This window comes from Anaerobacillus sp. 63XJN7_4_ISO-PGPR-S23-413 (assembly GCF_056173725.1).
The window spans coordinates 4,086,312-4,107,867 of record NZ_CM149688.1; the positions used below are offsets into that span (position 1 = coordinate 4,086,312).

At 42.7% G+C, this 21,556-nt stretch carries 29 protein-coding genes; 5 read left to right on the plus strand and 24 right to left on the minus strand.

The annotated features are described in order from the left end of the window. From fliJ to flgB, 8 genes are read right to left on the minus strand one after another with little or no spacing between them, the layout of a single operon-like run. Nucleotides 1-453 carry a flagellar export protein FliJ gene (gene fliJ / locus AC0VYO_RS21075; protein WP_475369083.1) on the minus strand — a complete coding sequence of 151 codons (453 nt, stop codon included), beginning with the start codon at nucleotides 451-453 and terminating at the stop codon, nucleotides 1-3. A 2-nt stretch (nucleotides 454-455) separates the two neighbouring features. Further along, entirely contained in the window at nucleotides 456-1,775 is a 1,320-nt protein-coding gene (gene fliI / locus AC0VYO_RS21080; RefSeq protein ID WP_303532550.1) for a flagellar protein export ATPase FliI, read from the minus strand. Continuing rightward, the gene (locus AC0VYO_RS21085) at nucleotides 1,765-2,562 is read right to left on the minus strand and encodes a FliH/SctL family protein (RefSeq protein WP_475368209.1); all 798 of its coding nucleotides are present in this window, start codon (nucleotides 2,560-2,562) and stop codon (nucleotides 1,765-1,767) included. Before AC0VYO_RS21085 ends, fliI begins: the two co-directional genes overlap by 11 nt. Next, on the minus strand, nucleotides 2,555-3,568 hold the full coding sequence (gene fliG, locus AC0VYO_RS21090; protein ID WP_430245159.1) for a flagellar motor switch protein FliG: 1,014 nt from the start codon (nucleotides 3,566-3,568) through the stop codon (nucleotides 2,555-2,557). Before fliG ends, AC0VYO_RS21085 begins: the two co-directional genes overlap by 8 nt. Nucleotides 3,569-3,577: 9 nt before the next feature. After that, nucleotides 3,578-5,218, minus strand: a complete 1,641-nt coding sequence (gene fliF, locus AC0VYO_RS21095; protein ID WP_475368210.1) for a flagellar basal-body MS-ring/collar protein FliF — start codon at nucleotides 5,216-5,218, stop codon at nucleotides 3,578-3,580. A 21-nt stretch (nucleotides 5,219-5,239) separates the two neighbouring features. Further along, on the minus strand, nucleotides 5,240-5,530 hold the full coding sequence (fliE, locus tag AC0VYO_RS21100; protein ID WP_303532558.1) for a flagellar hook-basal body complex protein FliE: 291 nt from the start codon (nucleotides 5,528-5,530) through the stop codon (nucleotides 5,240-5,242). A gap of 22 nt (nucleotides 5,531-5,552) precedes the next feature. Beyond that, nucleotides 5,553-5,996 carry a flagellar basal body rod protein FlgC gene (flgC, locus tag AC0VYO_RS21105; RefSeq protein WP_226615807.1) on the minus strand — a complete coding sequence of 148 codons (444 nt, stop codon included), beginning with the start codon at nucleotides 5,994-5,996 and terminating at the stop codon, nucleotides 5,553-5,555. Nucleotides 5,997-6,001: 5 nt separating this feature from the next. After that, nucleotides 6,002-6,391: a flagellar basal body rod protein FlgB gene (gene flgB / locus AC0VYO_RS21110; protein WP_430245157.1), complete on the minus strand. Its 390-nt coding sequence runs from the start codon at nucleotides 6,389-6,391 to the stop codon at nucleotides 6,002-6,004. 243 nt (nucleotides 6,392-6,634) lie between these two features. On the opposite strand from flgB, the gene AC0VYO_RS21115 reads away from it, so the two are divergent. Next, nucleotides 6,635-7,456 carry a flagellar hook-basal body protein gene (locus AC0VYO_RS21115; RefSeq protein WP_303532564.1) on the plus strand — a complete coding sequence of 274 codons (822 nt, stop codon included), beginning with the start codon at nucleotides 6,635-6,637 and terminating at the stop codon, nucleotides 7,454-7,456. A gap of 11 nt (nucleotides 7,457-7,467) precedes the next feature. Next, nucleotides 7,468-8,265 carry a flagellar hook-basal body protein gene (locus tag AC0VYO_RS21120; RefSeq protein ID WP_475366187.1) on the plus strand — a complete coding sequence of 266 codons (798 nt, stop codon included), beginning with the start codon at nucleotides 7,468-7,470 and terminating at the stop codon, nucleotides 8,263-8,265. Nucleotides 8,266-8,314: 49 nt separating this feature from the next. Here AC0VYO_RS21120 and flgL read toward each other — a convergent pair whose 3' ends face one another. The 15 genes from flgL to fliW all read right to left on the minus strand — a co-directional run bounded on the left by flgL (nucleotide 8,315) and on the right by fliW (nucleotide 18,546). Further along, a complete protein-coding gene (gene flgL / locus AC0VYO_RS21125; protein ID WP_475368211.1) occupies nucleotides 8,315-9,193 on the minus strand; it encodes a flagellar hook-associated protein FlgL in 879 nt (292 codons plus the stop codon). A gap of 19 nt (nucleotides 9,194-9,212) precedes the next feature. After that, on the minus strand, nucleotides 9,213-10,592 hold the full coding sequence (flgK, locus tag AC0VYO_RS21130) for a flagellar hook-associated protein FlgK (RefSeq protein WP_475368212.1): 1,380 nt from the start codon (nucleotides 10,590-10,592) through the stop codon (nucleotides 9,213-9,215). Nucleotides 10,593-10,622: 30 nt separating this feature from the next. Then, on the minus strand, nucleotides 10,623-11,096 hold the full coding sequence (locus AC0VYO_RS21135) for a flagellar protein FlgN (RefSeq protein ID WP_475368213.1): 474 nt from the start codon (nucleotides 11,094-11,096) through the stop codon (nucleotides 10,623-10,625). 14 nt (nucleotides 11,097-11,110) lie between these two features. Further along, nucleotides 11,111-11,371, minus strand: a complete 261-nt coding sequence (gene flgM / locus AC0VYO_RS21140; RefSeq protein ID WP_194218296.1) for a flagellar biosynthesis anti-sigma factor FlgM — start codon at nucleotides 11,369-11,371, stop codon at nucleotides 11,111-11,113. A 111-nt stretch (nucleotides 11,372-11,482) separates the two neighbouring features. Continuing rightward, nucleotides 11,483-11,914, minus strand: coding sequence for a flagellar basal body-associated FliL family protein (locus AC0VYO_RS21145; RefSeq protein ID WP_226615815.1), 432 nt, complete (start codon nucleotides 11,912-11,914; stop codon nucleotides 11,483-11,485). An 18-nt stretch (nucleotides 11,915-11,932) separates the two neighbouring features. Next, nucleotides 11,933-12,718 carry a flagellar motor protein MotB gene (gene motB, locus AC0VYO_RS21150; protein WP_475367536.1) on the minus strand — a complete coding sequence of 262 codons (786 nt, stop codon included), beginning with the start codon at nucleotides 12,716-12,718 and terminating at the stop codon, nucleotides 11,933-11,935. Next, nucleotides 12,708-13,526, minus strand: coding sequence for a flagellar motor stator protein MotA (gene motA, locus AC0VYO_RS21155; RefSeq protein ID WP_226615816.1), 819 nt, complete (start codon nucleotides 13,524-13,526; stop codon nucleotides 12,708-12,710). The genes motB and motA overlap by 11 nt, the downstream gene beginning before the upstream one ends. A 24-nt stretch (nucleotides 13,527-13,550) precedes the next feature. After that, a complete protein-coding gene (fliS, locus tag AC0VYO_RS21160) occupies nucleotides 13,551-13,922 on the minus strand; it encodes a flagellar export chaperone FliS (protein ID WP_303532581.1) in 372 nt (123 codons plus the stop codon). A gap of 11 nt (nucleotides 13,923-13,933) precedes the next feature. Next, nucleotides 13,934-14,314 carry a hypothetical protein gene (locus AC0VYO_RS21165; RefSeq protein ID WP_303532584.1) on the minus strand — a complete coding sequence of 127 codons (381 nt, stop codon included), beginning with the start codon at nucleotides 14,312-14,314 and terminating at the stop codon, nucleotides 13,934-13,936. A 3-nt stretch (nucleotides 14,315-14,317) separates the two neighbouring features. Further along, entirely contained in the window at nucleotides 14,318-15,787 is a 1,470-nt protein-coding gene (gene fliD / locus AC0VYO_RS21170; protein ID WP_475368214.1) for a flagellar filament capping protein FliD, read from the minus strand. 112 nt (nucleotides 15,788-15,899) lie between these two features. Further along, complete coding sequence (gene flaG / locus AC0VYO_RS21175) at nucleotides 15,900-16,238, minus strand: flagellar protein FlaG (protein ID WP_475368215.1); 339 nt, start codon at nucleotides 16,236-16,238, stop codon at nucleotides 15,900-15,902. A gap of 32 nt (nucleotides 16,239-16,270) precedes the next feature. Next, nucleotides 16,271-16,447 carry a YjfB family protein gene (locus tag AC0VYO_RS21180; RefSeq protein WP_475368216.1) on the minus strand — a complete coding sequence of 59 codons (177 nt, stop codon included), beginning with the start codon at nucleotides 16,445-16,447 and terminating at the stop codon, nucleotides 16,271-16,273. A 70-nt stretch (nucleotides 16,448-16,517) separates the two neighbouring features. Beyond that, nucleotides 16,518-17,621: a flagellin N-terminal helical domain-containing protein gene (locus AC0VYO_RS21185; RefSeq protein WP_475369084.1), complete on the minus strand. Its 1,104-nt coding sequence runs from the start codon at nucleotides 17,619-17,621 to the stop codon at nucleotides 16,518-16,520. Nucleotides 17,622-17,847: 226 nt separating this feature from the next. Continuing rightward, the gene (csrA, locus tag AC0VYO_RS21190; RefSeq protein ID WP_098445488.1) at nucleotides 17,848-18,096 is read right to left on the minus strand and encodes a carbon storage regulator CsrA; all 249 of its coding nucleotides are present in this window, start codon (nucleotides 18,094-18,096) and stop codon (nucleotides 17,848-17,850) included. Further along, nucleotides 18,097-18,546 (minus strand): flagellar assembly protein FliW, encoded by a 450-nt coding sequence (gene fliW / locus AC0VYO_RS21195; RefSeq protein WP_427391409.1) that lies wholly within the window; start codon nucleotides 18,544-18,546, stop codon nucleotides 18,097-18,099. It abuts the gene before it with no gap. Nucleotides 18,547-18,743: 197 nt separating this feature from the next. Here fliW and pxpB point away from each other — a divergent pair, with 197 nt between their 5' ends. Genes pxpB through AC0VYO_RS21210 form a run of 3 tightly spaced genes read left to right on the plus strand, consistent with a single transcriptional unit; the run spans nucleotide 18,744 to nucleotide 21,153 of the window. Further along, nucleotides 18,744-19,469, plus strand: coding sequence for a 5-oxoprolinase subunit PxpB (gene pxpB / locus AC0VYO_RS21200; RefSeq protein ID WP_475368217.1), 726 nt, complete (start codon nucleotides 18,744-18,746; stop codon nucleotides 19,467-19,469). Further along, on the plus strand, nucleotides 19,466-20,233 hold the full coding sequence (locus AC0VYO_RS21205; RefSeq protein ID WP_475368218.1) for a LamB/YcsF family protein: 768 nt from the start codon (nucleotides 19,466-19,468) through the stop codon (nucleotides 20,231-20,233). Before pxpB ends, AC0VYO_RS21205 begins: the two co-directional genes overlap by 4 nt. Then, entirely contained in the window at nucleotides 20,230-21,153 is a 924-nt protein-coding gene (locus tag AC0VYO_RS21210; RefSeq protein ID WP_475368219.1) for a 5-oxoprolinase subunit C family protein, read from the plus strand. Before AC0VYO_RS21205 ends, AC0VYO_RS21210 begins: the two co-directional genes overlap by 4 nt. On the opposite strand, the gene AC0VYO_RS21215 is transcribed toward AC0VYO_RS21210, so the two are convergent. Then, complete coding sequence (locus tag AC0VYO_RS21215) at nucleotides 21,150-21,428, minus strand: hypothetical protein (RefSeq protein WP_194218284.1); 279 nt, start codon at nucleotides 21,426-21,428, stop codon at nucleotides 21,150-21,152. The genes AC0VYO_RS21210 and AC0VYO_RS21215 overlap by 4 nt on opposite strands. Nucleotides 21,429-21,556 lie beyond the last annotated feature (128 nt).

A 21,556-nucleotide genomic window follows, 5' to 3' on the forward strand; every position in this document is an offset into this window, starting at 1 on the left:
TTAGCCGTTTCTTGCAAGCATATACGCACGTACGGTATTTAAATCATCTAGCTCATTTTGTTCAATCATTTTCATATCGTGATAAAACTCTTCTTTTCTCGTCTCTTTGATTGACTGCCACGTTTTCTCTTCTCTTACTTTAGAAGCAAGCGTGTCCTGCTGCTCACTCACTTGATGTTCAACTTGAATCAGCTGATTTCTTTTCTGGTGGAGCTGCCCCTCAAGATAGGTAATATGCTCTTCTTCCTTAAGAAGATCTATAATGGAAACCCCTTCTTGTTGACGCTCTTCCAGTCTCTGACGCATGGAAAGAACCGCTTGCTCAAGATCACGCATGGAATGCTCGATATCCACTTGTGCTTTGAGTGATTCAGCCATGTCTAGCTGTGCCTGTGATTTTTCATTTTCTTTTACATCCAAAATTCGTTGAAATGGGAAGTGAAAAGCTGCGATGGTTAGTCATCCTTTCCAAATCGGGATAAAAGCCAGTCCTGACTTTCTTCAAATGAAGCTTGATCATCAATCCCCTGCTTAATATATTTCTCAATCTCCGGGTGAATTGAGATTGCTTTATCAATATTGCTGTTCGTTCCAGCTTTATAAGCGCCAATATTGATAAGGTCTTCAGAAGAAACATACACAGCAAGAAGTCGCTTAAATTCTTCTGCAGACTTCATATGCTTTGGAGTCACAATTTCTTTCATCACACGGCTAACACTCTCTGAAACGTTAATCGCTGGATATTGGCCTTTTTGAGCGAGCTTCCGATCCAAGACAATATGCCCATCTAGAATCCCTCGCACCGCATCTGCAATCGGTTCGTTCATATCGTCACCATCAACTAGAACGGTATAAAAAGCTGTAATCGATCCCTGTTCAGCTGTGCCAGATCGTTCCAACAATTTGGGTAAAAGAGCAAATACGCTTGGCGTATATCCCTTACTAGTTGGTGGCTCTCCAATTGCCAGCCCAACTTCCCTCTGTGCCATGGCAAAGCGTGTCACAGAATCCATCATTAGCATGACGTTCTTTCCTTGATCACGAAAGAACTCTGCGATCGACGTTGCCGTAAGCGCTCCTTTGATCCGCTGTAGTGGGGGTTGATCAGATGTTGCCACAACGACAACCGATTTTTTAAGCCCCTCTTCACCAAGATCACGCTCAATAAAATCCCTTACTTCCCGTCCTCGTTCACCGATCAAGGCGATCACATTCACATCGGCTTCTGAATTTCGAGCCGCCATTCCCATTAACGTACTTTTTCCAACGCCACTTCCGGCAAAAATACCGATCCGCTGTCCTTGACCGACTGTTAACAGCCCATCAATAGCGCGAACACCAAGCTGAAAGGGGGTCGTAATGCGCGGACGCGTCATTGGATTTGGTGGCTTTCGATTTGTGGATACAGCCTTCAGTCCACCAGGGAGATCCGAGTAATCAAGAGGTCTGCCGCGCCCATCGAGAATCGTTCCAAGTAGTGAATAGCCCACTTTCACTTCAAGTGGCTGTCCTGTCGCCACTACAAGGCAACCTGGACCAATTTCTGATAGGTCATGCATCGGCATGAGCAGAACACGATTTTCGCGAAAGCCAACTACTTCTGCTTCAATTGGTTCCTTTGATGGTCCTGGATAAAGGTAGCAAAGCTCACCAATTTTAACCTCTGGACCAAGTGATTCGATCGTTAGCCCAATAACCTGTGTCACCTTGCCATACTTCTGGACCGTTTCCATCGAATGAAGCTGCGAAAGATATGGCTCAACATTAATGCTCATCGACAGTTCGCTCCTCAAACATAGCAAGCAGCTGTTTCTTCATCTCAGCAAGCTGGCTGTTAATCGAAATATCGTACGACCCGCTCGGCGTATGAACAAGTCCTGAACCGACTTCCAAGTCACTCATCGGCACAAGCTTTAAGCTCGCATTCACATCAAGTTGTTTTTCAAGCTCGTCAACCATTGGTATCACATGCTGATAATCTTCTGTTGAAACTTGAACAATGACTTCTCCACGATCCTTTACTTTCTTTAGCGTATCTTTCACCATGCCAAGCAGCGTCTCTGGATTTTGTTCCATTTCTTTTAAAATGATTTTCTTCGCAATGGCTGTGCTTAGCGATAGAAGAAACGGTTCAGCATCCTGAATTAATTCTTCCTTCTTGTCATAAGCGCCCTTTACCATGTGTTCCATTTCCTTCTTCTTTTCATCGAGCTCGAAATGAATTTGCTGCATGCCTGCTTCATAACCCGCTGCATATCCGCTTTCTTCTGCTTCTCGATACGTTTTCTTCGTGATTTCCTGCCACTCAAGCTCTTTTTGTTCCTGCTTCTTCTCAAGATTTTGATGAACGTTCGCTTCTTCATCTCCAAGTCTTGTTCGAATTGTATGATAAAGATCTTCTAGCCGGATCATCATCTCAAGAAGCTGCGATTTCTTTTCTTCAATTGTCGTAGTACGAGAAGGCAATATGCGATTTTGCTTTGGCTCTGTGACCGTTCGCTGCTCAATTACTTTCGGAACGGCTCGCTTCTCTCCAGAGGTTTTTCTGATGATATTAGACAATCAGATCATCTCCTCCACCGCGTGCAATCATAACATCACCTGTTTCTTCAAGGTAACGGATGACAGAAACGATGCGTGTTTGCGCTTCTTCCACTTCACGAAGCCTAAGTGGCCCCATCAATTCGATCTCTTCTTTCACCGTATCTACCCGGCGGTTAGACATGTTTCGGAAAATTGTATCCTTCACATCGTCACTCGCTACCTTAAGCGCTATAGAAAGATCTTCATCTTTCACTTCACTAATGACGAGGCGAATGGATCGGTCATCAAGCGTAACAATGTCTTCAAAGACAAACATCCGCTTCTTAATTTCTTCTGCTAGGCTTGGATCATCTTTCTCAAGCGAGCTAAGAATTGTTCTTTCCGTACTTCGATCAACACTGCTTAGAACTTGAACTATTGATTCCACACCACCAGTAAACGCATAGTCCTGCGAACCGCTAGCGTTAAGCTTACCTTCAATGATCTTTTCAAGCTGACTAATCACTTCTGGTGAGGTACTATCCATCAGCGCAATTCTTCTTGCTACATCTGCCTGACTTTCTTGAGGTAGCGAGGATAAAATTTTGGAAGATTGCTTCGCATCAAGATAAGATAAGACAAGAGCGATCGTTTGGGGATGCTCCTGCTGTAAAATGTTTAGAATTTGATCAGGATCTGCTTTTTTTGCGAATGCAAATGGCTTTACCTTTAAATTGATGCTTAAGCGAGACAAAATTTCTTCTGCCCTTTTCGGTCCTAGCGCTTGCTCAAGGATATGTCTTGCGTATTCAATTCCTCCGACGGCAATGTAATCCTTTGCTTTTACCATCTGGATAAACTCATCCACGACGGCTTCTCGCTCATCGGGCTCAACTTTGCGAAGCTCTGAGATGCCAAGCGCAAGCTGATCAATTTCCTTCTCAGATAAGTGTTTAAATGTTTGAATCGAAAGGTCAGCACCTAAAGAAGTGAGAAGGATCGCTGCTTTCTGAGTTCCTGTTAATTCTTCTAAACTACTCACCATCCAATCCCCCTACTCTTCGTTCATCCATAGTCTTAGTAGTTTCACAAACTCTTCCGGATCATTTTTTGCGAGAGTTTCAATTTCATCTTTTCCAATTAGTGCATCAGGTGTCATATCCACTTCACGTTCTTCTTTTTCCCTCGGCAAGTAGTGATCCTCTGGTACACTGTACGCCTGTTCAAATTCCATGAAGTCGTCCTCATCCTTATTTCCTTTTCGGCGGAAGAGAAGAATGATTCCACCAATTAGAAGAATACCAACGCCACCAGCTACCGCATAAATCACCCAGCTTGGAACACTGTCTAGAACAGAAGAAAAGATGTCTGGCTTTGGCTCTTCATAGTCCGCACGCCCTCTAAATTCATTCGCAAATACAGAGATACGTTCTTCAAGAGCAGCATCCTCAAGCGGAACATCACTTTCACTCAAAGACGTACGGACAACATTTTTGAGCACAGTGCGAATATCTTCTATATGAGTTGCTGTTAAACTAGTCATATCGTCAGCGACAGGTGGCTCTACACCAACGTTAATTGTAATATCATCAATCATATAAGGGCTTTCTTCGATTTCTTTATGAATACGATTCACTTCACGATTGATGCGATCTTCTACTTTTTCATAAGAGCCGTCGCCCTTGGCATCTGGGTCATCTGCATTATAGTTTGGAATCTCGCCTTCATCTGTACCCGTTCCATCCGGGGCAGCAGCTTGATCACCGGAATAGGATTCCATGATTTTCTCAACGCTAATATCAATGCCTTCACCTGTTTCTTCATCAACAGGTTCGACAAGGTCTTCCGTGCGCTTTTCTTTTGTGAAATCCACGCTAGCCATTACAGAAACAACCACTTTATCTTGTCCGAGAATCATGCCAAGCATTTGCTGTAATTCTTGCTGCATGTCTTTTTCGATGCCGTTACGAATGTCCTCTTGCTGCTGATAAGCGGATAAAGTTGTATCAACGCCGCCACTTTCGCCGTAATCAAAAGCAGTTCCGTTCTGGTCCATGATGACAATGTTTTCAACAGGGAGATTCGGAACACTTTTACTTATAAGATGATAAAGGCCTGTGATTTGGCCCTGGTCAAGCTGAGCACCAGGATCCCTCGTAAGGACGATCGAGGCAGAAGCTGTCTCACCTGTTTCATCAAGCCAAACACTTTCAGCCGGTAGGGTAATCATCACTTTTGATTCCTGAATACCGCCAATTTGTTCAATTAAATAACTCAGTTCATTTTGCATCGCATCTCGCTCTACAACATCGAATTGGCGATCTGTCATCCCCATGCCCATGTTTTCACTAAAGATGCTGTAGTTAACGTTACCACTTTTTGGAATACCCTCAGCCGCTAGACTTACTTTTAAATCAGACGCCTGATCCTTTGGCACGCTGATCGTTGTTCCATCCGCTGAAACTTCTACCGGAATTCCCTTCTGCTCAATGGCCCCTTTGATCTCACCAGCTTCTGTCGGCGTTAAATTAGAATAAATCGGAGTTAAATTAGGTTTAGACATCCAAAAAACAAGGAATAGAAGCAGAAGAAGAGTGACCAGAAAAGTCCCTCCGATGAGCCATTTGGTTTTCGTTGAATAGCTACCCCATGTTTCTTTCCAGCGACTTGTAAAATTTAGTAGTTGTTGGTTCATCTCTTATCCATCCCTGACATACTACATTTGCATACGCATGATTTCTTGGTATGACTCAATAACCTTATTTCTCACTTCTACCGTTAAATTTAGAGATAGTGAGGCTTTTTGTGCTGCAAGCATAACCTCGTGAACATCCTGAACTTCTCCAGTCACAAGCTTATTCGTCATCTGTTCAGATGCCACTTGATTGTTGTTCACCTGTTTGATCGCATCCTGAAGCATCTGACCAAAATCAGCCGTTGCTTCACCCGAAGTAACCTGAGACTTCGCTTGTGTTGGAAGCTGCTGAAGTGCACTAATTGTGTTCATAAGATCCTCCTATGCCCGACCGTTATTTACCAAGTTCGAGCGCTTTCATATACATACTTTTGGTTGCGTTTAACGCTGTTACGTTCGCTTCATAGGAACGAGATGCTGACATCATATCAACCATTTCTTTCACCATATCCACGTTTGGCATTTCCACATAACCTTCTTCATTCGCATCGGGATGAGCGGGATTATAAACAAGTTTATTAGGAGCATTATCTTCTTTAATGTTCGACACTTTCACTCCTGTTGGCGCTTCGCCATTTCCCATTGCGGCTTGAAGCTTACTCTCGAACGAATTTTCCTTAAGCTCTACCACTTTTCGCTTGTATGGCTGCCATTCCCCATCGACGAGCTCAGAGCGAGTCGTTTCAGCGTTTGCGATATTGGATGAAACAACATCCATTCTAAGACGGTTTGCAGTTAAAGCTGAAGCACTCGTATTGAACCCATTAAATAAATTCATATGATTTAGCTCCCTCTAATTGCTTTCTGTAAATCACGGAACTGGCTGTTGGTCTTTTCAATCATCGCATTGTACCAGAGTTGATTTTTGGCAAGTTCGGCCATTTCAACATCCGTGTCGACGTTATTGCCATTTGATTGATTAAGTGTATTTTGATCCGTTTTGACAACGGTCTTTGATGCATTATTTTCGTTACTAAAAGGGACGTGTTTGGGGTTGGATTTGTAGCTCTGCAGATTCTTTGTTGCATCCTGCAGGGTGTCTTGAAATGAAACGGTTTGACGTTTGTAATTAGGGGTGTCAACATTTGATATATTTGATGTGATAGTACGCTGCTGCACCATCGACGCATTCAATGCTTGTTCAAGCGGTCTAATCGATTGAAAAACGTTCACGAAGCTTTTCACACTCCTTGTATAAAACTGTTTTTAAAGTTAAAAAATGGATACAAAACCATAGTTATACTCATTCGACAATTTTTTCGTTAGTGATAGCATAGCATTGTCAAAAATAATAGTAAATGAGTGTTTTAACCTAAAAAACGACTTTTTTCACTTAATTTTCCCATATTTAAACGGTATAATAGAGTTACAAAATTCAATGTACGCGTTCGATAGTACTACGATGGGAGCGAAATAATGTTTAAAGGCATGTATACGGCAACATCCGGTATGATGGCAAGCGAGCGAAAGCAACAATTCTTAACGAATAATTTATCAAATGCCGAAACACCGGGCTTCAAACAGGATGAAGCAACCTTCCGTTCCTTCCCTGAATATCTACTAAAAGAAAGAAATACGAACACACCTACCCCTAACTCTTCCATTGGCACTCTTCAACAAGGCGTCTATACACAAGAAGGCATTCCTAATTTCTCAAACGGTTCCCTTAAAGAAACGAGCAAACAAACAGACATGGCTCTCAACGATGAGAACCTTCCAATTGATGCAGAAACCGGTAAAAAAGGCCTACTTTTATTCGGTGTTCGCCTTGAAGATAATGACATTCGCTATACACGAAATGGAAATTTCTCAGTAAATGAAGATGGATTTCTAACAACGAGCGAAGGATACCAAGTTCTTGGGGAAGATCTTCAGCCAATTCAACTCAATGATGATTCTTTTACAATGACCGACGATGGAACAATTCGTGAAAGAAACGGAAATGAGCAACAAATATGGATTGGCTATACGGGCGATCCATCCAAGCTAGCACAGCAAGGAAATGGTGTCTTCGAATGGGAAGGTAATGAAAATGATGCACCGAGAAATATCCAGACGACAGACATCAACCAGTACGCCGTGAAGCAAGGATTTCTCGAAGGATCGAACGTTGATATGACGACCACGATGACCGATATGCTGAATACTTATCGTTTATATGAAGCAAACCAAAAAGTACTACAAACTTATGATCAAAGCATCGACAAGTCAGTCAATGATGTTGGTCGCGTTTACTAGGAGGGTTACGATTGAATATCCAGATGGCCACAGCCTCTTCTTCACTTAGCCAGACACAAAAGAAAATAGATACAATCGCAAATAATATTGCGAACGTGAATACAGCAGGGTACAAAAGCCGTGAAGCGACGTTTCAAAATCTATTAACTCAAACGTATGCGAACCAAACAGGTGAGGCGACGGAGCCTGGAAGAGAAACACCAGAAAATCTTCGCGTTGGTTTCGGCTCAAAAATCGGCTTAACAACCCTTCGTAATGAACAAGGATCAGCACAAGAAACTGGCAGAGATCTTGACGTCATGCTTGAAGGAGAGAACGTCTATTTCCGAACTCAAAATGGTGATAGTATTCACTACACAAGGGACGGATCATTCGAACTACAAAATCAGAATGGGACTTTGTCACTCGTGAATAGTAGCGGTAACCCGATTCTAGACACGAGCGGAAATGCGATTACATTTAACAGCGATCCGGCTAAACTTGCCATCTCTGATACTGGAGAAATTGTGGGGACGGATGCAACTGGAAATGAACAAACCTATCAACTTAGCATCGCCAAGATTAATCGGCCCGAGGCTCTCACCAATGTGGGAGGAAATGAATTCTCTCTTCAAGATAATGAGCAGCTTGAGCTTGTCGCTCCTGGGGAAGAATTTAAAACGAGACAGGGATTTCTCGAAATGTCGAACGTTGATCTAGCGAACGAAACGACCGAGATGATCTCAACCCAGCGGTTACTTCAATTCCAGAGCCAGGCGATAAAGATGGCCGATGAAATGATGGGACTGGCGAATACGATTAAGAGATAAATGAACTAGATAACCAAAACCCCTCTCACAAATGTGAGAGGGGTTTTGGTTATCTAAGAAAGTCTAATAGAGAAGGCTGAATGATCTTGGCACTTGCCGCAAGGGATGCCTGATAGACGCTTTCTTCCGTTTTAAGTTTCATGATGGATTCCGCAAGATCCACATCTACATTTTTAGAAAGGAATGATTGAACGGCTAGATTCTCATCCTTCAGACGCTGGTTCATACTTTCCACTCGAGATTGACGAGCGCCCATACCGGTCCAGCTTGTCAGAACCTGTTCTGCGCCTTCTTCTATTTTTCCAAGGACGGTATTCATGCCTTCTTTATCTCCACTTGATAATGCCGTAGAAAATTCATCAAGTACTTTGAATAAATTTACCTGACCATCAAATACTTCCCCCGCATCAACGTTAATCTTCACATCGCTAAATGGAGAAATTCGCTGATTGATGGACTGGTTATCAAAAGATACATTCCCATCCTGGTCAATTCCGACGGGTTGATCCGTTTTCTGTCCATTAAAGATGTATTTTCCATCAAGCTTCGTATTGGCTAAACCTTTGAGTTCTTCCCTTAACTGCTTAAATTCTTTTGCCATTGTTTCCAGCTCTTGAGCTGAATTTGTGCCATTCGAAGCCTGTACGCCAAGCTCACTAGCTCGCTGCATCAAGTTCGAAATACTACTAAGCGATTGTTCCGTCATCTCCATCCATGACATCGCATAATCGGTATTCCTCTCATACTGTTCATTATCAGCCAGCTGCGACGATAGCTTCAGTGATTTTTCCGTACCCATTGGGTCATCAGATGGCTTGTTGATACGGGTACCAGTCGAAACCTGCTGATTGGCTTTTTCGAGATTGGTAAGGTTTCGATTCATTTGTGTCACCATGTTACTTGATAACATTTGTTGAGTAATTCGCATTCGATAACTCCTTCTCCGGCTAGACGCCCATCCGGTTAATAATCACATCTAGAAGTTCATCAGTCGTACTAACATATCGTGCTGCAGCGTTATAAGCATGTTGGAACTGAACGAGGTTGGCCATTTCTTCATCAAGTGAAACACCGCTGATTGACATTCGGTTGTTATTGATGGACTGAAGAACGGACTCATGATTATTCACCGTACGCTCAGAAGACTGCGCATTTGAGCCAAGACGTGAAACAAGCGTGCTATAAAAATCGTTGACACTCGTTTGTACCTTATCGTTAGATCCAGAGATATCAAACGTAAAGCTCTGATCTTTCAAATTGCTGATCGCCATTGCAATGTCACCATTGCTCGGAGCATCGTTTCTTGAAGAGGCGCCAAGCGTAGCAGGATTCGCTTTCACGTCTTTCGTGATGGTCGTTTGTTCAAGAAACGTATTTCCAGTCCCATTCGTGTCAAAGAGGGGCTTACCTTGTTGCATTGTTCCATCTGCATTTCTAACCAATGAAAACCCTAAATTTAATAATTCATTCATTCCTGCTGTATGAACGGTGTTCCCACTTGCATCGACCGTATCCTGTCCTTTAACTAGCTGCTCAAACATTCCGTTCAGGTCATTTTTAAGCTGATTTGTTGTCGTAAGGGAATCTTGAATTCCCTTCAATTTCCCGCCAGTAGGATTAGTTTGATCAAACGTAACCGACATTTCTCCATTAGGTTGTTTTTGAACGTTAACGTCGATAAGACCGGATAATTCATCAATAAGCTGATCGCGATGATCCATTAAGTCGTTCGCGTTTCCGTTCTTCACGATTTCTTTATTTAAACTATCAATCTGAGAATTGATTGAGCTGATTTGGTCTTTTACAGCTGCTTGTTGTTTACTTAAACTATCTGCTACGTTTGTTAGTCCTGATTGAAATGACTTCGCTTGATCAAGAAGCTCTTCAGCTCGACTGACAACAACGGATCTGGCTGCGTTACTATCTGGATTCGAAGCGAGATCTTCCCACCCTGACCAAAATCGATCCAATGAAGCGCTTAGTCCATTTTCTCCTGGCTCACCCGATAACGCTTCGATCTGCTGCAGCGTATCTAGCTTCATAGATTCAGAACCTAGCATGGCGTTCCGCTCGCGGTATTGACCATCGAGGTACTCGGAACGAATTCTTTCAATCGATTGAACACTTACACCAGTACCAAGCTGAGAGGAAACACTTCCTGTTTGATAGGAATAAGGGAGGGCAGAAGTTGACTGCATATCAACACGCTGTCTTGAATACCCAGGTGTATTTGCATTCGATATGTTATGACCTGCCGTTGTTAAAGCAGCCTGCTGCGTATATAAACTTCTTTTCCCAATTTCTAAACCATGAAATGTTGATGTCATGCTTTCACGTCCCTTTCCTCACCTGATCTGTCAGGCCTTTGTATCAAAGTAACCTCTTGGTGCTGCTGTCTTCTTTTGATTGGGCCTGCCGTAAGTGATCGATTGTTCTCTCGGAGTCGTCAAATGACCGATCATATGGTGAATAAAAGCCATTGCATCTTTCAAAAGCTCCTCATTCTGTTCATTTAATCCTTTTAGCTTCTCCGCTTGCTGCTTTAACTCGTTGGCTCTACTTTCGACCATTCGTTTGACAGCTGGGCTAAGCTTACCCAATACTTCTTTGAGCGTTTGCTCCTGATCTCCTGCAAATTCAGAGGTTAGCTGCTGGCGTTGTTCTTCTAATAAATTCAACTGGAAAAGAAGATCTTTTTCACTCTTCATAATATCTGTTAAGCTCTCCATGTCCCGTTCAATAATCGCTTCATGCTTCCGTTCAGATAGCGGTATTAATGTCTCATGCAATTGAATCATTTCGCTCAAAACCGTAATTAACTTTTGCCCCATCGTGCCGCCTCCTGTTAGAACCACTGATCAAACAGCTTCTCTGCTGTTTTCTGACTATCGACACGATACGTACCTTCTTCAATCTGCTTCTTTATTGCGGTTACTTTGGCTTCACGCTCTTGTTCCGTTTTCATGTCGTATAGTTCTCTCGCTTTGTTTGAGATTTGAAGCTCATCTTCTCGAGGAGCCTTTTTGACCTGCTCCACTTTCGTAACAGGATTATGCTTCTGGTAAGGGTTTACAATAGGTGGTGCTGACGGTTTATTGACATTCATATCCGGTCACCTCTTTCCGACAATTTATAATACTACTCCTATTCTATTATTCGTACCCTAATTTGAGGATTATACCGTTATTATCGGAAAATTTCTTAAAAAGTTAACCGCTTACTGAATTTTAAAGTCCGTTACAAGAACACGCTCTACTTTTCCATCTTGTAGAACAGTATTAATCTCTGCTTGAACTGCTAAGGTAAACTGCTTCAGACCCTCTGAACCCTTGAGATCTTCTTTCGATAAACCAGCCAGTATCGAAATAACGATAGCTTTTAATTCAGGGTTACGTACTTCTAACTCCTTGTAACTTTTTTCGTTATCCGCAAGTAAATTTAATTGAACAACCGCATAGTTTTCTGAAGATAAATTTGTTGTTAATGGTTCCATACTGTAACTTCTTTCTGCCAGTTCTTCCGCAGTTGGTTCCTTCTCCTGCTGTGCAATCACTTCTTTTAAATTGATATCAAGAAAAAGCACGGCTGCTATCGCTCCTGCACCAACGATTCCTAGTGCCGCTAGGAGGATAATTACGACTCGTTTCACCTTATCCACCCCATTATGTTAATTCTGAACATTATATGGAAGAATCAAAACCTCAACGCGACGGTTCTTCGCTCTTCCTTCTTGTGTTTGATTGGTCGTCACCGGCCGATACTCTCCATAACCTGTAAAACTAAATAGCTTTGGGTTTAACTTATTATTTTCTAATAGCTCTGTCATAAAATTCAGCGCTCGTTCAGAGCTCAAATGCCAGTTTGATTCATATTGAGACGTTTTAATGGGCCGATCATCTGTATGACCTGTAACAGTAATACGACGAGGTGGGTCTGTCACAAGAAGAGAAGAGATTTCCTTCGCAAGCTCCTTCGCATTTCCTGTTAAATCAGCTTTCCCACTTTTAAATAATGCAGCTTCTTTAATCGTAATCAATAGGCCCTCTTCGGTTAATTTCGTTTGAAGGAACGAGTCGAGTTCTTGATCTGCGATATACTCATCAATTCGCCCTTTAAGCGCTTCAAGCTTATTCAGATCCTGCTCTAGCTTTTCTTCCTCCCGCTCTTCTTCCTTCTCGTCATTCTCATCCGGGTCTTCGTCTTCTGTTAACCCGACGAACGATCCATCCTGTGGCTGCATTGTAGAAGGCTCGCTTTCCATGACTCCAGTTCCGCCATTCAACACTTCTTCAAAAGATTGAGTAATCGCTTCATATTTCTTCACATCAACCGTACTTGCCGCAAAAAGAACGATAAAGAGCGCTAGAAGAAGAGTGAGCATATCTGCGTAAGGAATGAGCCAGCTTTCGTCAACATGTTCTTCATGCTCCTCATGCCGTTTCTTACGCATCAGCGCCTACCCCTTCTCCTACTCCGGCCTCGTTCCCTTTCTTTGGTTCTTCCAGATTACGATCTTTACTTGGTAAATAGACAAGTAGTTTATCCTCAACCATTGTAGGGGATGCGCCAGATTGCACAGCTAGCAATCCTTCTAACATAATCATCTTAATGTGCGCTTCTGCGCTTGATTTACGCTTCAGCTTATTCGCAAACGGATGCCAGAGCACATACCCTGTGAAGATCCCAAACAACGTTGCAATAAAAGCTGCCGCAATCGACTTACCAAGAAGCTCCATATCTCCAAGATGACTAAGCGCAGCAACAAGCCCAACAACAGCCCCGAGTACTCCAAGTGTAGGAGCGTATGTACCCGCTTGTGTAAAAATACCCGCTCCCATTTTGTGGCGGTCTTTCATTGCTTCAATGTCTTCTACTAGAATTTCCTCAATCGCTTCATGAGAATGCCCATCGATCACCATTTGAAAGCCACGTTTCAAAAAAGGATCCTCGATTTTCTCAAGACTATTTTCAAGTGAAAGCAGTCCTTCACGTCGAGCAACCGTTGCCCATTCACGAAACATTGGAATCAGCTCTTTTTCGGTTACAAGCTTTTGATTTGAGAAAATAATTTTTAATAGCGTTGGAAACTTCTTAATTTCATAGAATGGAAAAGCGATTAATAAGGCCGCTGCTGTCCCAACAAAAATGATGACGAGGGCAGCGGGGTTTAATAGAGCTGCTGGATTCGCTCCTTTTAGAATAAGTCCTCCTATCAGAACGAAAAAGCCAAGCAGTACTCCAAACAGAGATGTTTTTTCCATTGCATTCACCCTCTTTGTTTCTCGTTATTTCATTTGTTCCATTGCTTCTTTCCACGTGTTGCGGAAATCTTCAGCTAATCCCTCTATCTCTTTTAACTTACCTAAATCATTTGCTATATTAGCTGAAACGAGCTCCGAAATCATATACTCATAGAGTGGATCGAGCGACGACGATAGTTCAATTTCCATGTTCAACGAACTCCGAAGCTCTTGAAGAATGTTTTGCGCTTTAATGATGTTCGTATTCTTCGCTTCGATGTTCTTCTTTTCCATCGCCATCGCTGCAAGACGAATAAACTTAATGCATCCGTTGTACAGCATTAATGTTAATTCCTGTGGAGATGAGGTTGTCACTGCATTCTGCTGGTACGTTTGATAAGGATTTTTCATTGCCATATCCGTTCCTCCTATTTACGCTGATCGAAAAATGCGCCGTCGCTGTAAGCCTGTCCGCTCTTATACTTACTCGTAGCTGATTTGCTCTGCTGAAATCGTCTCATCTGATCTGAAAAAGCAGCATAGAGCTCAGAAAGCTTTGGTTGAATGGTTTCTTCAAGACCACTTAGTTGCTCAAGTAAATGCTTCTCATCCTCTGACCACTGATCTCCTTCATTTTTCATAGCTAGATCAAGCAATTTAATCGTCTCTTCTCGACGGTTAATCATATGATTAATCCCCTCAAGCTGATTTAGTTCATTATCATCCATCGAAGGATTCAATTCTTCAAGCGATTTTGCAATTTGATTTGTCACAACGTGCATCTGATTTAGTGCATCAATTCTTCTCATCTTCTACATCCCACCAAATAAGTTTTGTTGTACCCACATACTTTGTTGATTCATTTTATCCATTGCCGTTTCCATTGCCGTAAACTGTTTCCAGTAACGACTTTCAATTGTCGCAAGCTTATCTTCCCATGTATTCATTTGCTCATCTAAGTTTTTTAATCTCGTTGTTAGAAAACTACTATCAATGAGTGTTCCCGGGGTTCCAGCCTTCTTCCCAAGCTGATCGATGCCTTTGTTGACGCTATCGTAAAGCCGGTCACCAATGCCATCAGTCCCACTCGTAAACAAATTCATCACTTCTTCAGGCTTCTGTTCAAGCGCGCTCTTTAGCTTCGCATCGTCAATAAATAGCTTCCCGCCGTCTTGATAAGCGCCCGTGTTAATTCCGATTTGGGAAAGCATATTTAGCTCACCGGAAGGAACACCGCTTACAGGAGACATCCAGGCATTACGCATATCACTTACAATGCCTCGAACGGTTGAATCGCTTTGAAGTAAACCGCTTTTCGCTTTTTCTTCCCAAAGCTCAATTTCTTTATCCGTTAAATCTTCTCGCTGCGCATCCGTTAGTGGTGGAAAATCGCGATACTTCTTTTCCGTTAATAGCGTCTGCGTTTTATCAACGAACTCGTTGTATTTCTCAACGAACGATTTAATCATATCGAACGGCGCCTGCGTGTCACTTTGAACGGATACAGTTGCTGTTCCTTTCTGAACGAGATCGAGCTTCAGGTTATTAATCGTTGTCGCATTTGTCTTCAGGTTATCGACAGTAATTCCATCAAACGTAACGGAACCGTACTTTCCCTGAGCTGTATTCGCTGCACCACCGAGGATACGATTTTCTATATTTGTGTCGCTAAACCCGCTTAGCGTGAACGATTCATCTCCACCCATCGCTTTAGAAGAAATGAAAAAGCGCGACGTTGTATTATCGAAGCTCGCTCTCATACCGAGCGATTCACCTGTGCCATCATCTACAGCACCAGCGATTTTTTCAGCAAGGCTTTTGAACGTATCAGAAGCGGTAATGTTGATCGATGCCGTTTGACCTTTGCTGTTCGTTATCTGAAACGATGCTGTCTCAGTTGATTTCAACACTTTATCTGTTCCATTTGCTGCTGTGCCTGCATCATTCATAATCGCCTGTCCAGAAGTTAACTTCGCACTTTGCGCTAGCTCATTCACCGTTACGTCATAGGAACCTGCTAGCGAGGCCGATGTTGCCGTTGCTTTTACAGCTGTACTAGATGAAGTCGATTTATACGCATTGTAGCCAGACTGCAAACGCATCGATGAAGCTGCAGTTCGCATATCAGACATCATTGTATTTAGCTCACGGTACGAATCCTTTTGCCACTCGTACGTTTGTTTTTGTTGAGATAGCTTATCGAGCGGAACCCGTTCCGCCGTCATCAGATCTTTCACCATCTGATCGATATCCATTCCCGTCGCTAAGCCGGAAATCCTCATGAACATCTCCTCCGTTCATTCCTCTTATTCATACTATCGGCAGGGGAACCAAAGAGTTTAAGGTGTAATTAGACCTAAATAAAGAACTCTCAACTTGAGAGTTCCAGAGAAGTTATATTTTTTGATCGACTAGAAAACCGAGTAGTTCAGCTGTGGCCGCATAGCGATCAAGAAATTTTTTAGAAGGAATTTCTTTTAACACCTCGTCCGTGTTCGTGTCGATGATTTGGACGTAGTATTCATTTAATTTATCGTGAAGCTGGAATTTGAGGTTTGTTTTTGCAAGTTCTATAAAGTCATTGAGTTCTTTTAATCGAGTAACCAAAGCTTCTTTTGTAAATAAAATTTCTTCACTATCAGTGTTTTGGGGACTTTGGGGCTCAGTTGGAATTTCCGTTTGTTTTACGTTTAGTATCATCCCCGAAGTAGGTGGAATTTTGGATACTTCCATCGTGTTCTCTCCCTATCTTAGGAGGCGAGGTTCTATCCTTTGATGTTCACGTTGTTCCCGAGATGAGGTTGAACCGATTGCTCCAGCATTTTAATAAAATCATTTGATTGATTTTCAGCTTGATTCATAGCGGTTTTTGTCAGGGATGTTTGGACTTGCTGTTGGATTTTGGATTGGTTTAATACGATTGAAAGGGCTGCGATATCCATAGGGCGTCACTCCTTTTTATAGAAAAAGACCTTAGAAGAAGGTCTAAGGTCTTTCGTGGAATATAGTTGCTTAACGAAGAAGTTGAAGAACTTGTTGTGGAGCTTGGTTGGCTTGCGCCATCATTGCCTGTGCTGCTTGAGCCTTGATGTTTTCCTTCGTCATTGTCATCATTTCTTTTGCCATGTCAACATCGCGGATGCGAGATTCTGCTGCAGAAATGTTTTCTGATGAAGTGTTCAGATTATTAATTGTATGTTCTAAGCGGTTCTGATAAGCACCCATTTTTGAACGTTCAGAAGATACTGTATTAATAGCAGTTGCAATTACATCAATTGCAGTTGCTGCACTATCTGCTGTAGCAACACTAATAGCTCCTGTGCCTAAAGTAGTTTTGTCAATTTTAGCTATAGATACACCTAGTTGTTGATCTGTAGCATTCTCAGAACCAATTTGCAAATTAACACTAGCATTCCCATCTGTTACTACAGTCCCTGCTGTTGCTAGTGAGGCAGCTGTCCAAGTGTCGTTAACAGTAATCTTAACTCCCATTTTATCAAAATTTAGAGTTCCAGCAGTATTATCAGTTAAATTAACTACTTGAGTATTCCCATTATCATCTGATAATTCAACTTCTCCTGCACTTCCCGTAGCGGCAACAGTGTAAGTCGTGGAAGCATCTGCACCACCAATATCAAGCCCAGTTACGCCATCACTGCCTACACTAATTCCAGAAGAAGCATCTAGTTGCACACCAAATCCACCATCCAAAAGTGCTTCTCCATTAAATTTAGTTGAAGTTGAAATTCGATCAATCTCACTATTCAATTGGGTAAGTTCATCACTAATTGCAGTTCTATCATTTGAAGATAAAGTTCCGTTTGCACCTTGTGTTGCTAATTCATTCATTCTTTGAAGAATAGAGTGAACTTCACTTAAACCACCTTCAGCGGTTTGAATTAAAGAAATTCCATCTTGTGCATTTCTACTAGCCTGATCGAGACCTCGAATTTGGCTACGCATCTTCTCAGAAATAGCCAATCCAGCTGCATCATCTCCAGCCTTGTTAATACGAAGACCTGAAGACAACTTCTCCATTGAACTACTCGCTGCATTTTGGTTTACATTCATCTGACGGTACGTGTTCATTGCTGAAATATTATGATTAATAATCATCCCTAAATCTACCTCCATGTAATTGGTTTTATCAAGAAAATCCACATCCGTTTGGACTTCCTAACACCACTATTATCGGCAGGGGTTTTTAGATGTTTAATAGTTTTCTGAAAAATAATTAGAAAAACTTGGATTGGTGTCACATTCTAGCGATAGCCATCGTTTTGCTAATGATTTAGTCCTAAAATGGAGAATCATTCTTAAAACATAAAAAAGAACCGCCGCCTTATGACTTCGGTCCCTTTGAACTGTTACTCTTCTGAAACTCCTTCAAATCCTCTAAGCTAAACTCCTGCATCGCCGCAAGCTTATTCTCCGATTGAATCGCTTCATATACTTCTTTTCGGTGGATGGCGATATTTTTTGGCGCTTCTACACCAAGCTTCACCGTATCACCGTCAATGCTAATAATTTTTAGCTCAATTTCATCATTAATCACAATCGATTCGCCCTTTTTACGTCCGAGTACGAGCATTTATTCACCCTCCTCTGTGGTGACTTGCTTTAATAGAGGTTCTTTGATGCCGTACTCCTGCTTCAGTACGAGCTGCTTTCCGGTGTGTTCAGCTGTATTAAAGATGAGCGGAGCTTTTAGATTCATTGTTGCGTCTTTTAATGATCCTTGAACAGTAAGAATCGAGAGTACGAGCGCATGCGCTGGATCGGTGAGATTGAGCTGAGCAAGCGTGCTGTCATCAAGGTTTACTTCATAATTTGGATAAAAGGAAAACGGATCTGCGAGAAAGAAGCAAAGACCGCTTTCTTCAGTTGATTGTAAAAAGTAAAAAGGAGACTCATCTTTGTCGTCGGCGGGTAAAAGACAGTAAGTTCTAAAGTGCTCAAGGCCGGGAATGCCACTTTCAAATGTGATCAGACGATCATCCGTGACGTCCATTTCTCCAAAGCGTGCAGTATGTAATTTCATAGCGATCTCCTTTGCTGATCAGTGTCTACCCTCATTATAAGGCTTATGGCGCTTTTTTCCATGGATAATTTGTTGTCTTTTTGAAATTTCGGTAAACTTAAAGGAACAGAAATCCGATCAACTGGTATAAAAAGTAGAATCCCTTCGAAGTTCTATTCTTAACTTATAAAAAGAGATTAACGAAAGGAGCACTAGTCATGGAGATCACCTTTCATCCACTCGGTGAAGCGGCTGTGAAATGCTGTTTCCAGGAGGATATATCGCCTACTCTTACTGATCAAATTCAAGCGTTTTGTCGGAAGCTACGTTCATTAAAAGGTACTGGCCTTATAGAATGGGTTCCTGCTTATGATTCTGTCGCTGTTTACTACGATCCATGGGATACTTCTTATGAGAAGATCACTGCATTGCTTCAAAACATAGCGGTTGGAATGGACACAAAGATCCATCAAGTAAAAAATGTGATCACCATTCCTACCTTTTATGGTGGCGACTATGGACCTGATCTCGAAAATCTCGCCAACACCAACAGCCTAAGTCTTACCGACGTCATTAACCTACATACAGGTGCAAACTACCTTATTAACATGATTGGTTTTTTACCAGGCTTCCCCTATTTAAGCGGGCTTGATGAACAAATCGCTTTGCCTCGTCTTGAGAGTCCAAAGGAATCTGTGCCAGCCGGATCTGTTGGCATCGCAGGGAGTCAAACGGGCATTTATCCGCTTGACTCCCCTGGAGGATGGAACTTAATTGGCCGCACACCGCTTCGATTGTTCGATCCTGAAGAAGACGAGCCATTTCTTTTTGAACAGGGAGATTATCTACGTTTTAAATCGATTAATGAAGAAGAGTACAAGCGGATTCAGCGGGAGGTTGAAGATGGCACTTACGAACTTGAACGCAGGGAGGGGTTCGAATGACGTTTCGCATTGATTTAAACAGTGATCTTGGAGAAAGCTTTGGCACCTATGTGGTCGGTCAGGATGAACAGGTTCTTGAGCTCGTATCGTCAGCGAATGTGGCTTGTGGCTATCATGCCGGCGACCCGCATATTATGAATAAAACAGTGGAGTGGGCGAAAGAGCATCATGTTGGCATTGGGGCGCATCCTGGATTTCCAGACTTAGTTGGATTTGGACGCCGAAACATGAACATCACCCCAGAGGATGCTTATTCCCTTGTTCTTTACCAAATCGGGTCACTGCACGGGTTCTGCAGGGCGCATCAAGTGCCGCTTCAGCACGTGAAACCGCACGGGGCGCTTTACAATATGGCTTCGAAGGATCCTGAGCTTGCGAATGCGATTGCGCAAGCCGTAAAGGATTTTGATTCAGAGCTCATTCTATTTGGGCTTGCGAATTCAGAATTGATTCGCGCTGCGCAGGACGCTGCACTACCTTATGCATCTGAAGTTTTTGCGGATCGAACGTATCAGCCTGACGGGTCGCTTACCCCTCGCGTTGAAAAGAATGCGATTATTCGAGACGAGCAAGCGTCGATTGAGCAAGTGATTCAAATGGTGAAAGAAGGAACGGTAACGGCTGTGGATGGCTCGATCATTGCGATTGAAGCTGATACTGTTTGTGTACATGGAGATGAACCGTCGGCGCTTGCGTTTATTAAAGCGCTACGGAAACGATTTAGTGAAGAAAACATCGTGATGGAAAGGATCGGAAACCGATGAAGTTATTTTCAGTCGAAAAGCCAGGATTGTATACAACTTATCAGGATTTAGGACGTGTTGGATTTTTAAAGTACGGAGTGCCAGCCTCGGGAGCTCTCGATCGCTTTGCTCTTCAGGTTGGCAATATTCTAGTCGGGAATAAGCGCGATGCGGCAGGACTTGAGGTTACGATGCAAGGACCTGAGCTGATTGCAGAAGAGTCTTTTGTGGTCGCTGTAACGGGAGGGGATTTGTCTCCCATGGTGAACGGGAAACGCATTCCGCTCTGGAAATCTGTGCATATAAAAAAAGGACAGGTGCTAGAATTTGGTCAGCCGCGACAAGGGGTTCGTGCCTACCTGACTGTTTCAGGTGGATTCCATTCAGAAAAATATATGGGAAGTCGCTCCGTTTATGAGCCAGCTGGACTCGGACGTCCCCTTCAAAAGGGAGATGAACTCGTTGGTAAACCTGTGAAACAAAAAGCAGGAACCGGGCTTTTTTTCACCGAGATTCCTGATTATGATCGTGATGTTGAAGTGCGCGTTGTGAAAGGACCACACCATGAACAGATTTCACCTCAAGTTGTGGAACAATTTTTCTCTTCCACTCATGAAGTTTCACCTCAATCCAATCGAATGGGTTATCGACTTCATTCTGATTTGGAAACAAATCATGAAGCGAACGTCATTTCTGATGGAGTTCCGGTTGGCGGCATCCAGCTGCCTGGGAACGGACAGCCGATAATCTTGCTTGCGGATCGGCAAACGACAGGTGGTTACACACGGATAGGAACGGTGATTGGTCCTGATTTGCCACTTATTGCTCAGCTGCCACCTGGTGGGAAGATCCGTTTTAAAGAAATAACGGTAGAAGAAGCACAGGAAGCGGCGAGACAGACTGAGCGAAAGCTTCGTATTTGGGAGCGAATCCATCGCTAGTGCAATCGGAGGTAGCTGTGGAGCTCATCCTTCACAAGCTCCCCCTGATCCTGCTCGTTCATTTGCAGGTGGTAATGATCTCCTTCAACCTCCGCTTGGAAATTATAGAAGCCTTTTTGATTCAAATACTCGCTAAGATCTTCAATTTTCTCACAGTGAGAGAACAAAATTTTATCGCCCACATAATCGTCGTTTACATATACGTTATAAGCATCATGTGCATTTTTTATAGCATCAGCCTCTGCTGGATAAAAAAACGGGATTGGTTCCGGCATTCTGTCTCCCTCCTTTCTTTAGGGATTACTATCAATTTGTCCCTTCACGCCTTTTTTATGTTGGAAAAAAATTCTTGTACGCTAGTATGTTTAATCCTTTAAGCATTCGGGAACCTTCTCTAACGTAC

What these genes read in the sequence shown, in the direction of transcription:
- fliI (WP_303532550.1), bottom strand. Translation starts at nt 1,775, where the DNA reads ATGAGCATTAATGTTGAGCCATATCTTTCGCAGCTTCATTCGATGGAA.
- AC0VYO_RS21135 (WP_475368213.1), bottom strand. Translation starts at nt 11,096, where the DNA reads ATGGGGCAAAAGTTAATTACGGTTTTGAGCGAAATGATTCAATTGCAT.
- AC0VYO_RS21165 (WP_303532584.1), bottom strand. Translation starts at nt 14,314, where the DNA reads ATGAGAAGAATTGATGCACTAAATCAGATGCACGTTGTGACAAATCAA.
- AC0VYO_RS21185 (WP_475369084.1), bottom strand. Translation starts at nt 17,621, where the DNA reads ATGATTATTAATCATAATATTTCAGCAATGAACACGTACCGTCAGATG.
- pxpB (WP_475368217.1), top strand. Translation starts at nt 18,744, where the DNA reads ATGGAGATCACCTTTCATCCACTCGGTGAAGCGGCTGTGAAATGCTGT.
- fliD (WP_475368214.1), bottom strand. Translation starts at nt 15,787, where the DNA reads ATGAGGATTTCCGGCTTAGCGACGGGAATGGATATCGATCAGATGGTG.
- flaG (WP_475368215.1), bottom strand. Translation starts at nt 16,238, where the DNA reads ATGGAAGTATCCAAAATTCCACCTACTTCGGGGATGATACTAAACGTA.
- fliF (WP_475368210.1), bottom strand. Translation starts at nt 5,218, where the DNA reads ATGAACCAACAACTACTAAATTTTACAAGTCGCTGGAAAGAAACATGG.
- flgC (WP_226615807.1), bottom strand. Translation starts at nt 5,996, where the DNA reads ATGAATTTATTTAATGGGTTCAATACGAGTGCTTCAGCTTTAACTGCA.
- AC0VYO_RS21115 (WP_303532564.1), top strand. Translation starts at nt 6,635, where the DNA reads ATGTTTAAAGGCATGTATACGGCAACATCCGGTATGATGGCAAGCGAG.
- flgL (WP_475368211.1), bottom strand. Translation starts at nt 9,193, where the DNA reads ATGCGAATTACTCAACAAATGTTATCAAGTAACATGGTGACACAAATG.
- flgK (WP_475368212.1), bottom strand. Translation starts at nt 10,592, where the DNA reads ATGACATCAACATTTCATGGTTTAGAAATTGGGAAAAGAAGTTTATAT.
- AC0VYO_RS21180 (WP_475368216.1), bottom strand. Translation starts at nt 16,447, where the DNA reads ATGGATATCGCAGCCCTTTCAATCGTATTAAACCAATCCAAAATCCAA.
- AC0VYO_RS21210 (WP_475368219.1), top strand. Translation starts at nt 20,230, where the DNA reads ATGAAGTTATTTTCAGTCGAAAAGCCAGGATTGTATACAACTTATCAG.
- fliW (WP_427391409.1), bottom strand. Translation starts at nt 18,546, where the DNA reads ATGAAATTACATACTGCACGCTTTGGAGAAATGGACGTCACGGATGAT.
- csrA (WP_098445488.1), bottom strand. Translation starts at nt 18,096, where the DNA reads ATGCTCGTACTCGGACGTAAAAAGGGCGAATCGATTGTGATTAATGAT.
- fliE (WP_303532558.1), bottom strand. Translation starts at nt 5,530, where the DNA reads ATGAACACAATTAGTGCACTTCAGCAGCTTCCAACACAAGCGAAGTCT.
- flgM (WP_194218296.1), bottom strand. Translation starts at nt 11,371, where the DNA reads ATGAATGTCAATAAACCGTCAGCACCACCTATTGTAAACCCTTACCAG.
- AC0VYO_RS21205 (WP_475368218.1), top strand. Translation starts at nt 19,466, where the DNA reads ATGACGTTTCGCATTGATTTAAACAGTGATCTTGGAGAAAGCTTTGGC.
- fliG (WP_430245159.1), bottom strand. Translation starts at nt 3,568, where the DNA reads ATGGTGAGTAGTTTAGAAGAATTAACAGGAACTCAGAAAGCAGCGATC.
- AC0VYO_RS21215 (WP_194218284.1), bottom strand. Translation starts at nt 21,428, where the DNA reads ATGCCGGAACCAATCCCGTTTTTTTATCCAGCAGAGGCTGATGCTATA.
- fliS (WP_303532581.1), bottom strand. Translation starts at nt 13,922, where the DNA reads ATGGCAATGAAAAATCCTTATCAAACGTACCAGCAGAATGCAGTGACA.
- motA (WP_226615816.1), bottom strand. Translation starts at nt 13,526, where the DNA reads ATGGAAAAAACATCTCTGTTTGGAGTACTGCTTGGCTTTTTCGTTCTG.